11 protein-coding genes are annotated in these 11,188 nt (G+C 52.8%); 1 reads left to right on the forward strand and 10 read right to left on the reverse strand.

Annotated elements, in window-relative coordinates:
* Positions 1 to 10 precede the first annotated feature (10 nt).
* The 4 genes from cheY to tar form a co-directional block, all read right to left on the reverse strand.
* Complete coding sequence (gene cheY / locus FDX01_RS05590) at positions 11 to 400, reverse strand: chemotaxis response regulator CheY (RefSeq protein ID WP_045444172.1); 390 nt, start codon at positions 398 to 400, stop codon at positions 11 to 13.
* Positions 401 to 416: 16 nt separating this feature from the next.
* Complete coding sequence (cheB, locus tag FDX01_RS05595; protein WP_115258787.1) at positions 417 to 1,466, reverse strand: protein-glutamate methylesterase/protein glutamine deamidase; 1,050 nt, start codon at positions 1,464 to 1,466, stop codon at positions 417 to 419.
* Positions 1,463 to 2,335 (reverse strand): protein-glutamate O-methyltransferase CheR, encoded by an 873-nt coding sequence (gene cheR, locus FDX01_RS05600; RefSeq protein ID WP_117341923.1) that lies wholly within the window; start codon positions 2,333 to 2,335, stop codon positions 1,463 to 1,465. Before cheR ends, cheB begins: the two co-directional genes overlap by 4 nt.
* Positions 2,336 to 2,487: 152 nt before the next feature.
* On the reverse strand, positions 2,488 to 4,149 hold the full coding sequence (tar, locus tag FDX01_RS05605) for a methyl-accepting chemotaxis protein II (RefSeq protein ID WP_137399381.1): 1,662 nt from the start codon (positions 4,147 to 4,149) through the stop codon (positions 2,488 to 2,490).
* Positions 4,150 to 4,409: 260 nt separating this feature from the next.
* Between tar and FDX01_RS05610 the strand changes: the two genes are divergently transcribed.
* Complete coding sequence (locus FDX01_RS05610) at positions 4,410 to 5,669, forward strand: dicarboxylate/amino acid:cation symporter (RefSeq protein ID WP_115258790.1); 1,260 nt, start codon at positions 4,410 to 4,412, stop codon at positions 5,667 to 5,669.
* Positions 5,670 to 5,738: 69 nt separating this feature from the next.
* Here the strand turns inward: FDX01_RS05610 and cheW are convergent, their stop codons facing one another.
* The 6 genes from cheW to flhD all read right to left on the reverse strand — a co-directional run bounded on the left by cheW (position 5,739) and on the right by flhD (position 11,154).
* Positions 5,739 to 6,242, reverse strand: a complete 504-nt coding sequence (gene cheW / locus FDX01_RS05615; protein ID WP_115258791.1) for a chemotaxis protein CheW — start codon at positions 6,240 to 6,242, stop codon at positions 5,739 to 5,741.
* 21 nt (positions 6,243 to 6,263) lie between these two features.
* Positions 6,264 to 8,288: a chemotaxis protein CheA gene (gene cheA, locus FDX01_RS05620; RefSeq protein WP_117341921.1), complete on the reverse strand. Its 2,025-nt coding sequence runs from the start codon at positions 8,286 to 8,288 to the stop codon at positions 6,264 to 6,266.
* Between the two features lie 4 nt (positions 8,289 to 8,292).
* Positions 8,293 to 9,222, reverse strand: coding sequence for a flagellar motor protein MotB (gene motB / locus FDX01_RS05625; protein WP_115258793.1), 930 nt, complete (start codon positions 9,220 to 9,222; stop codon positions 8,293 to 8,295).
* Positions 9,219 to 10,106: a flagellar motor stator protein MotA gene (gene motA / locus FDX01_RS05630; RefSeq protein ID WP_096757462.1), complete on the reverse strand. Its 888-nt coding sequence runs from the start codon at positions 10,104 to 10,106 to the stop codon at positions 9,219 to 9,221. Before motA ends, motB begins: the two co-directional genes overlap by 4 nt.
* A 125-nt stretch (positions 10,107 to 10,231) precedes the next feature.
* The gene (gene flhC, locus FDX01_RS05635) at positions 10,232 to 10,810 is read right to left on the reverse strand and encodes a flagellar transcriptional regulator FlhC (protein WP_161959006.1); all 579 of its coding nucleotides are present in this window, start codon (positions 10,808 to 10,810) and stop codon (positions 10,232 to 10,234) included.
* Positions 10,811 to 10,812: 2 nt separating this feature from the next.
* Positions 10,813 to 11,154 carry a flagellar transcriptional regulator FlhD gene (flhD, locus tag FDX01_RS05640; protein WP_137399382.1) on the reverse strand — a complete coding sequence of 114 codons (342 nt, stop codon included), beginning with the start codon at positions 11,152 to 11,154 and terminating at the stop codon, positions 10,813 to 10,815.
* Positions 11,155 to 11,188: the final 34 nt, after the last annotated feature.

The following is an 11,188-nucleotide window of genomic DNA, read 5'->3' on the forward strand; positions in this document are numbered from 1 at the left end:
CATCACACCCTCACATGCCCAGTTTCTCAAAGATTTTATTGAGTTTCTCTTCCAACGTCGCCGCCGTGAAAGGCTTCACCACGTAACCACTGGCACCGGCTTGCGCGGCGGCAATAATGTTCTCTTTCTTCGCCTCCGCGGTCACCATCAGCACCGGCAGAGAAGACATACCGCCGTCGGCACGAATGGTTTTCAGCAATTCCAGTCCGTCCATGTTTGGCATGTTCCAGTCAGAAATGACAAAACCAAATCCCCCTGCCTGCAGCTTATTCAGGGCATCCACACCGTCTTCGGCTTCTTCAACATTGTTGAATCCCAGCTCCTTTAACAGGTTGCGCACGATGCGACGCATGGTGGAAAAGTCATCCACAACCAGAAATCTCAGCTCTTTATCCGCCATAAAATACTGCTCCTCATTAAATACGTATTGCCTGTCCGGCACTGATTTTCGCCAGCATCTGCTGGCTTACCTGGCTAAGATCGACCACTTCGCTCACACCACCCATATTGATGGCCTCGCGCGGCATGCCGAACACCACACAACTTGCTTCGTTTTGCGCAATGGTCCAGGCACCTGCCTGGTGCATCGCTAACATTCCGGCGGCACCATCGTTGCCCATGCCCGTGAGGATCACGCCCACGGCGTTGCGCCCCGCCTGTTTTGCCACCGAATGAAACAGCACATCCACAGAAGGCCGATGCCGGTTAACCGGCGGCCCATCATGAATTTTGATCACATAGTTCGCCCCGCTGCGGGCCAACTCCATATGTTTGTCACCAGGGGCGATATACGCATGTCCCGGCAATACACGTTCGCCGTCTTCCGCCTCTTTCACGCTGATCTGACACAGTTTGTTCAGGCGCTCGGCAAATGAGCGAGTAAAACCTGGAGGCATATGTTGGGTGATGATGACCGCCGGACTGGAAAGCGGTAGCGGCTGTAGCACATGGCGTATCGCCTCCGTTCCCCCGGTCGACGCGCCAATAGCGATCAGTTTTTCAGAACTGAGTAACGGCACCGCTTTCAGCGTCTTCGGCGCGGCAATTGGTTTATGCGCCGCCAGACGCGCGCGGGATGCCGTACGCACTTTCTCGGCAATCATCTCGCTGTAGGCCAGCATCCCTTCGCGGATCCCCAGTTGCGGTTTGGTGACGAAATCAATCGCCCCCAACTCCAGCGCCCGCAGCGTGACTTCAGAGCCTTTTCCGGTCAGAGAAGAGACCATCACCACCGGCATCGGACGTAAACGCATCAACTTCTCAAGAAAATCGAGGCCGTCCATGCGTGGCATTTCCACATCCAGCGTCAGGACATCAGGATTAAATTTTTTGATCAAATCCCGCGCAACCAGCGGATCGGGTGCCGTCGCGACCATCTCCATATCGCTGTGGCTGTTAATAATTTCAGTCATGATTTGACGCATCAATGCGGAATCGTCGACCGACAAAACCCTGATTTTACTCATGATTTATCCTTACCCGGCGCATGCGCATACACCGTTTGTCCGCGCAGGCTAAACTCGCGCACGAGGTTGCTAAAGTTTTCTGAGTGACCGGCAAACAACAGCCCATCCGGCTTCAGGAGTGGAACAAAACGGTGCAAAATGTCCTGCTGCGTCGTTTTATCAAAATAGATCATGACGTTACGACAAAATATGGCGTCGAACGGGCCGGGCACGTTGTATTTTTTATCCAGTAAATTCACGCTGGAGAATTCAACATGGCTCGCCAGTTCCTGACGCACACGCACCAGTCCTTCATGCGGTCCGGTACCACGCATGAAATAGCGCTGTAACTGTTGTGGCGACAGCGTTTTCAGTTCATCGAGGCGGTAAATGCCGTTTCTGGCTTTTTCCAGCACTTCGGTATCAATATCGCTGGCAAAAACGCGCCAGCGTCCAGGTGCCATACCCAACGTATCTGCCAGCGTGATCGCGATACTGTAGGGTTCTTCACCGGTAGAGGCCGCGGCGCTCCAGACACGGTATTCGCCGCTGCATCGACGCGCGTGGTCAGTCAGCACCGGAAAATGATGTCCTTCGCGGAAAAAAGCGGTCAGGTTGGTGGTCAGGGAGTTAATAAACGCCTGCCACTCAGCGCTGTTCTGGTTGGCTTCCAGCATGCTGAGATAGCGACCAAAGTCGTCCAACTCCAGGGTACGCAAGCGACGCACCAGGCGGTTATACACCATGTCCCGCTTGTGGTCGGCCAGCACGATACCCGCGCGCTGGTAGATTAATTGACATATCCGACGAAAATGCGCGTCAGACAGCGCGAGGCGCTGTGTCATCTGTAACAATAATGACGTTTGCCCGGAGGGCAGAGATGATGTCATAGCGCCTTCTCAATCACATTCAGGATACAACGGGCACAGCCTGCGCTGCGCCAATTCGTGTTGTGTTACGGTTTGCTCTTCATGCTTAAAAACACGATGCAGGCAGAAAGAGTCTCTGCCTGCTCGACTTACTATCCGGTGTTAGCTCCCGGTTAAAATGTTTCCCAATTGCTGTCGGGTTCAGTACTTTGCTGGCGCGGATATGACGCAGGGGCCGCTGTTGAAGATGGCCGTACATCGCGAGATTTAGCCGACAGTGGGCGTGCAGCCAGGCGGAAAGCCGATACCGACTGGGTCAGACGGCTGGCCTGTTCTTCGAGTGCAGCAGCAGCAGCAGCCGACTCCTGCACCAGTGAGGCGTTCTGCTGCGTCACACGATCCATCTCGGATACGGCGAGCGCAACCTGGTCGATACCACGGCTTTGTTCGTCAGACGCTGAGGCGATTTCTCCCATGATGTCGGTGACACGGGTTACCGCATTGACGATGTCATTCATGGTTTCCCCGGCACTCTCTACCAATACCGAGCCGGTATCGACCCGAGAAACGGAGTCTTCGATCAGGGCTTTGATCTCTTTCGCCGCCTGCGCGCTGCGGCTTGCCAGATTACGCACTTCTCCCGCCACCACGGCGAAACCACGGCCCTGTTCACCGGCGCGTGCGGCCTCAACCGCCGCGTTCAGCGCAAGAATATTGGTCTGGAAGGCAATGCCGTCGATTACGCTGATGATGTCAGCAATTTTCTTCGAGCTATCCGCGATTTCGTGCATGGTGTTTACCACGCCATCGACTACCTTGCCGCCATGCTGTGCGGTATCGGAAGCGCTTTTCGCCAGTTGCGAAGCCTGACGGGCGTTGTCCGCATTTTGCTTCACCGTCGCCGTTAGTTGTTCCATGCTGGCCGCCGTCTCTTCCAACGCAGAAGCCTGCTGCTCGGTGCGCGACGAAAGGTCGGTATTACCGCTGGCAATTTCGCTGGTGCCGGAATAGATCGCATCGGAACCTTCCCGCACCAGGGTCACCGTTTCAATAAGCGATCGCTGCATATGATCAACCGTGCTGGCCAACTCACCAATTTCATTGCGCCCGCTAACGGTTAATGACGTGGTTAAGTTGCCGTTGGCTATTTCGCGGATATGGGCAATAACGCGGGCCAGGGGGTTAAGCAAGGTATGACGGATGCCGTACCACACCACCATCAGGATCAGCACCAGCACTACGGCCAGAACGCCGAGCTGCCATTGGGCAAACTGGTAATCCTGCGCGCTTTCATCAAACGCCTGCAGATAGAGTTTTTCACTGACGCCAGCATATTTCACGAGCGCCTCACCCAGTGCGTTTTGCATACCCTGGGTCGGCTGAGCAAAAAAACCATCCATGTTGCCGGTTTCCAGAAACTGCACCAGCTCCGTTAATGCTGCGTGATACTGCTGATATTTCTCATCAACGTTACCGCTGGCTTCTGCCATCTCTTGTAATGGCGTGATGCTTTTGAATTTTGCGTAATGCGTTTCTGCCTGCGCCAACGTACCTTTCGCATTCTTCAACAGATCGTTCTTCACACTGCTCTGTTGGTTAGAAGCATCCATCATCATTCGCGCAGAGGATCGGCTCAGGTTAATGCGCGTTTGCAGCATTAAGTCCCATGTTGAGGTGAGTTCACTTTGCTGTTGACGTAAATCGTTAGAAATAACAAAACTTTGCTGATTCTGCTGCAATGAGGAAAACAACAGACCACCGGAAACAAGCTGTAGCAGTGCGAAAACCCCCAGCACCATCATCAGCATTGTGACAACGCGGATACGGTTAAACATAAGGCACCTTCCTGAAAACGAGTTATCAACATTATCGGCACCCGCCCGAATAACTTTACGTTTGCAAAAAGGAAATCCTGCAGGAAAAAGAGGCGTGAAAACGCAGATGCTCAAACACCACAACAAAATGGATAAAAAATTAAAAAAAGTTGTACCGATCCTGACTTTGATTTATATGATGAATGTTTTGCTACCACTTAATAAGTACAAAAAATGTGTAGCAGGGGAATAACTATTACATCATCACAGAGGGATTTTTAGTGGCAAATGCAAACAAACTCACGTTGTTCATCGTGGTCTTTATGCTGGCGGGCATCCTGTCAGGCGCGGTGATCCACTCCTGGGCCTCACCGGGCGTAGTAACCGCCTGGGCTGATAATATTACGCTGCTCACCGACATTTTCTTGCGGCTCATTAAAATGGTCATTGCGCCGTTAGTCTTCAGTACGCTAACCGTCGGCATTATGCGACTGGGAGAGACATCCACCATTGGTCGCGTTGGGGGCAAAGCCATGCTCTGGTTTATCAGTTCCTCCGTGCTGTCTATTTTGGTGGGCCTTTTTGTCGTCTCCCTTGAACAACCGGGGAGCGGGCTGAACCTGGCCATTCCACTGGAAGCTACCGATACAGGCCTCGCCGTTAGCGGCATGAGCCTGAAAGGTTTTCTCACTCACACGATCCCGACCAGCATTGCCGAAGCCATGGCCAATAATGAGATCCTGCAAATCGTGGTGTTCTCGATGTTCTTCGGTATTGGCGGGGCCTCACTCGGTGAGAAATTTAACGCGCCGCTGGTTGCCGCACTGGATGTGGTTTCCCACATTATGTTGAAGGTAACCGGGTATGTAATGTACGTGGCTCCGCTGGCAATTTTTGCCGCTATCTCCTCCGTCATCGCCACCCAGGGACTGGGAATTCTGCTCAACTATGCCTCATTCATCGGCGGCTATTACCTGGCGATTGTGCTGACCTGCCTGGTGCTGCTCGCGGTCGGCTACGTGGTGTTGAAAAAAGAGGTATTTCGTCTGGTCAGCATGCTGAAAGATCCAGTGCTGGTGGCCTTCACCACCAGTAGCTCTGAAGCCGCGTATCCCAAAACGCTCGAGCAACTGACGAAATTTGGCTGCTCACGCAACATCGTGTCATTCGTGCTGCCGATCGGCTACTCGTTTAACCTGGTCGGCTCAATGGTGTACTGCTCCTTTGCATCAATGTTCATTGCGCAGGCCTATAATATTCACCTTTCTTTCGCCGAAATCACCGTGCTGATGCTAACGCTGATGTTAGCCTCAAAAGGGATTGCCGGCGTGCCGCGTTCGGCGCTGGTGGTGCTGGCGGCAACAATTCCCAGTTTTAATATTCCGGTTGCAGGCATTCTGTTACTGATGGGTATCGACCACTTCCTCGATATGGGGCGCTCGGCGATTAACGTGTTAGGCAACGGGATTGCCACCGCAATGCTTGCGCGGAATGAAGGGTTACTGGAAGAAGAACCTGAACTGGTTGAGCAGGAAGCGTAACGGTTGAGGGAGCCGGATGGCGATATGCATATCCGGCCTACAACGACGTTCGTTGTAGGCCGGAGACGGTTAGGCGACGTGACTTGCAGCAATATCCAGCAATGCCATTTCATCGCTGTTCAGCAACTTCTCAATATTAACCAAAATCAGCATCCGATCGCCCAGTGCGCCCAGCCCCGTCAGGTATTCCGTTGACAGCGTAACCGCAAATTCTGGTGCCGGGCGAATCTGATCGGTCGTCAGCGACAACACATCCGACACACCATCCACCACGATCCCCACCACGCGTTGACCCAGATTCAGCACAATCACCACGGTGTTCTCGTTATAGTCAACGTCGCTCTGGCTGAACTTCACGCGCAGGTCAACGATAGGCACAATCACACCGCGCAGGTTGGTCACCCCCTTAATAAAAGACGGTGTATTGGCGATACGCGTGACCTGATCATAACCACGAATTTCCTGCACTTTCAGAATATCGATACCGTACTCTTCATCCCCTAGCGTAAACACGAGGAATTCCTGACCTGACGGTTCGCCGGCCAGTTTAGTTACATTACTCATACCGGTCATATTATTCCCTTTCTCAATCAATCAGGCGGCGGTGATCGCCACACGTTGTTCGCGGTTTAACCCCTGCAATGCAGAGACATCGACAATCAGCGCGACGCTACCGTCGCCAAGGATTGTTGCGGCAGAAATGCCTGGCACTTTGCGGTAATTGCTTTCCAGGTTTTTCACCACCACCTGGTGTTGGCCAATAAGCTGATCGACCAGCAGCGCATAGCGACGTCCCGCACTTTGTAAAATCACCACGATGCCCTGAGTTGCTTCGGTTTTTGCGCCGTCAACCTCGAAGACTTTCCACAATTCAACCAGCGGCAAATATTCACCACGCACTTCAAGCACGCGTTCTCCCCCGGCCAGCGGGTGCAGATCTTCTTCACGGGGTTGCAGCGATTCCATCACCGCATTCAGTGGCAGAATAAACACCTCATCTGCCACGCGCACGGACATGCCGTCCAGAATCGCCAGCGTCAGCGGCAGCAAAATTCGGATGGTTGTGCCCTGGCCCTGCTTCGACTGGATCTCAACATGCCCGCCCATTTCCTGAATGTTACGCTTCACCACATCCATCCCGACACCGCGACCAGAGACATCCGTCACCTGCTCGGCGGTCGAGAATCCCGGCGCGAAAATCAGCATGCCGACTTCGTCATCGCTCATGTTTTCATGGATCGGCATGCCCTGTGAGATGGCTTTGGCCAGGATGCGCTCACGGTTGAGGCCCGCGCCATCATCGGTGACTTCGATGCAGATGTTCCCGCCCTGGTGTTCAGCAGACAGCGTCAGGTTACCGACTGGATTTTTCCCGGATTCAAGGCGTTTTTCCGGCAATTCGATACCGTGGTCCAGGCTGTTACGCACCAGGTGGGTCAGCGGATCGATAATGCGTTCAATCAGGCTCTTATCGAGTTCGGTGGAGCTACCAATTTGCGTCAGCTCAACCTGTTTGCCCAACTTGCCCGCCAGGTCACGAACCAGACGCGGGAAGCGGCTGAAGACATACTCCATTGGCATCATACGAATCGACATCACCGATTCTTGCAAATCACGGGCGTTACGTTGTAACTGACCCATACTGGTGATGAGATCGCCATGGTTTACCGGATCCAGTTCATTCGAACGCTGGGCCAGCATCGACTGCGTGATCACCAGTTCGCCAACCAGGTTAATCAACTGATCGACCTTCTCAACCGCCACGCGGATGCTGGTAGATTCGCTGGCGCGCGCGGGTTTTTCACGCTCAACGCGCCCCTGCGGCGGTTCGCTGACGGCGGCTTTAACCACCGGAACAACGGCAACCGGCAGCGGTTCGTCCATCACGGTCACCGACTCAACGGGGGCAGCCACAACGGGAGTAAACTCAATCTGGTCGGCTTCGATAACAAAACAAAGTACCGCGATGATGTCATCTTCCGCGAGGTCACCGTCAATCGTAGCCGACAGCGTATCGCTGCTTTTGACCACATCCGTTAAGGTCGCCAGGTTCCCCAACTCTTCTTCCAGTAAATCCACTTCTCCAGCTTTCAGACGTGACAGAACGATCCGTTTTTTAACCTCTTCAGCAGCAACAGTTTCCTGCGCCATCGTCTCTTCCTGTATCGCCGTGCCGTCAACAACACTCAATTTTGCAGTGTTGACGACCGCGGGTGCGGTTTCACCTTTTGCTTCGAGCGCTAACTGTCGTAGCGCATGACAAATATACTCAAAGCTGGCGGCATCCGGCTCTTCTGAGCTTTTATAGGCGTCGAGCTGTTCTTGCATAATATCTTTTGTTTCCAAAAACAGGTTGATAATGTCGGCATTGAGCTGCATCTCGCCACGCCGCGCTTCATCCAGCAGGTTCTCCATTAAATGGGTCGTTTCCTGCAAAATAGTAAAGCCGAAGGTGCCCGCCCCGCCTTTAATCGAGTGCGCCGCACGAAAAATGGCATTCAGTTGTTCGGAATCCGGAGATTCAGGGACCAAATCAAGCAGGTGCTGCTCCATGTCAGCCAACAGTTCGTCAGCTTCATCAAAAAAGGTCTGATAAAAATCGCTAATATCCATGCTCACGCTATCACCTCGGATTGGCTGGTGGCGATGTGGGAACGCTTGCCGGCGGAACGACCGCTGGCGGTTGTAAGACACTTACCGGCTCATTCTGGCTTTCAGCGTTTTCATGCAAAATGGCCTCTTCCGCCTGCTTATTCAGCACCAGCAGACTTATACGGCGGTTGATGGCGTCCTCAGGACCGCGATCGCTCAGACGCATCGTGGCGGCCATACCTACCACCCGTAATACTTTCCCCGTGTCCAGACCACCACTGACCAGTTCACGGCGTGAGGCGTTTGCGCGATCAGCAGACAGTTCCCAGTTGCTGTAGCCTTTCTCACCGTTGGCGTATGGAAAATCATCCGTATGACCGGACAAACTAACGCGGTTGGGGATACCATTCAAAACCGGCGCAATCGCCCGCAGGATATCGCGCATGTAAGGTTCAACCTCGGCACTGCCGGTCTTAAACATCGGGCGGTTCTGACTATCGATAATCTGAATACGCAACCCTTCCTGCACCAGGTCGATTTTCAAATGCGGGCGCAGCGCGCGTAGCTTCGGATCGGACTCAATAAGCTGGTCCAGGTCGCCACGTAATTTGCTCAGGCGGCTTTGTTCCATGCGCTTTCTCAGCTCATCAATATTCGGCTGCCGGTTCACTTCCCCTTGCTGTTGGGTGTAATCATCCCCCCCACCAGGTATCGGGCTTTGGCTGTTTGAAATACGATTTCCACCGGTTACCGCGGTGGCCAGAGGCGTACGGAAGTATTCGGCAATCTGGATCAGTTCTTTCGGACTGGAGATGGAAATGAGCCACATCACCAGAAAGAACGCCATCATCGCAGTCATAAAGTCAGCGTAGGCAATTTTCCATGAACCATGCGCCCCACCACCGTGACCTTTATGTTTTCGTCGCTTGACGACGATAATGGGATGGGCCTGATTTTTCATGCTTCCTCAGTCGTTTGCTGTGCCGTTGGATTTCTCACCGCACGAACATGTTCTTCCAGTTCGATAAACGACGGACGTTCGCTGGAATACAGTGTCTTACGACCAAATTCGACGGCAATCGGTGGAGCGTAGCCGTTCAGGTTGGACAGCAGCGTGATCTTCACGCACTGCATCATTTTGGTCGTTTCGGCACTTTTCTGACGCAACACGCTGGCGAGCGGTGAAATAAAACCATAGGCCAGTAAAATCCCGAGGAAGGTCCCCACCATAGCATGTGCGATAAGCGCCCCCAGTTCAGCCGCCGGACGGTCGGCCGAGGCCAGCGCATGTACTACCCCCATCACCGCCGCGACGATACCGAAAGCCGGTAATGAGTCCCCGACCATCGCCAGGCTGTTAGCTGGGACTTCCGACTCACTTTCATGCGTTTCAATTTCTTCGTCCATCAACGCTTCAATTTCAAACGTATTCATATTGCCGCTGATAATCAGACGCAAATAATCGACGATAAAATCAAGCATTACGGCATCCGCGATAATGCGCGGGTAGCTGGCAAAAATTTCACTTTCTTTGGGGTTTTCGATGTCGCGCTCAAGCGAGAACATACCCTGCTGGCGCGACTTGGCCATCAGGCGATACAACAGCGCCAGCAGATCCATATACATGGCTTTGGTGTATTTTGAGCGACGAAAGAGCAACGGAATCGCTTTCATCGTCCCCTTAATGGCTTTGCCGTTATTACCGACAATGAATGCCCCGATACCCGCGCCACCAATGATCACCAGCTCAGCCGGTTGATAGAGTGCCCCAAGGTGTCCGCCGGTCATCATATAGCCGCCGAAAACTGTACCAATAACAACCAGGTAACCTATTAAGATCAGCACGATATCATCCTTTCGCAATTGACTATGACAGGATGCGCAGTCGGGCAGTTAACTAAAAGGTCGGGACAAAAAAAAGCAGCGGTAATGGCTTACCGCTGCTGGAGTGTCTATCCACACCGTATCAGTTAAACAGCTTGTTCGATCTGTTCATCCAGCAGTTGTGGAATAATATCGGCAGCATTCTGGGAAAGTTTACGTCTTTTTACGGCACGTGATGGCGGCTGGCATAAACTGCAGGCAAAGCTGCCCACGGGTTGGTGCGCGTGAGTAATAAAATTACCGCCGCAGCAGTTGCAGGTAGACAGTTCCAGCAACCCGCTGTCAACAAAACGGACCAGTGTCCATGCGCGGGTTAACGCCAACAACGGCCCTTCAGCTGGCTGTGGGCATTGCTCAAGATACAGGCGATACGCTTTAATGACGGCATCGACACCGCTACACAGGCCCGTTTTGAGCAAAAATTGCCATGCGTTGCAGAACATAGAAGCATGGATATTTTGCTCCCACGTCATAAACCAATCGGTAGAAAAAGGAAGCATCCCTTTCGGCGGAGGGCTACCGCGTAATTCTTTATACAGCTTGATAAGGCGGCCACGGCTGAGTTGCGTTTCGCTTTCCAGCATTTGCAAACGGGCGCCCAGTGTGATTAATTCCATGGCTAACTGGATATCACGTGCTTCCTGAACGATGCTTTTTTCGCTCATCATCACGCCCTTTTCTTACGCGCCGCATCATTGATGTCGCTTAACAGACGCGTTGAAAGCATGATACCTGTGTGAATTTGCTGAAGATCGTCGACACGAGAGTCTTGCGTCAGGCGAGTAACTGTTTGATGATCGTCGAAACGGAAATGGCAGACCAGTTGGTTTGTTTCCGCCAATTTGACCATTTGAGGAAGGGTTAAGGTTCCCAATGTGTCCGCCATCTCTTCGCTGATACCAAGGCGAAACATCGCGGAAGCCTTGTCCTGAACGATTAGACGCTGTGCAAGCAATAAATATGACAAATTTATGTCATAAATGTGTTTGAGCAACTCGGATGTATGCATTATTTGGGTAATGGTGCCAACTTACTGATTTAGT

Origin of the sequence: Citrobacter sp. wls613, from assembly GCF_005281195.1 — a bacterium.
Taxonomy (GTDB): Bacteria; Pseudomonadota; Gammaproteobacteria; order Enterobacterales; family Enterobacteriaceae; genus Citrobacter; species Citrobacter gillenii.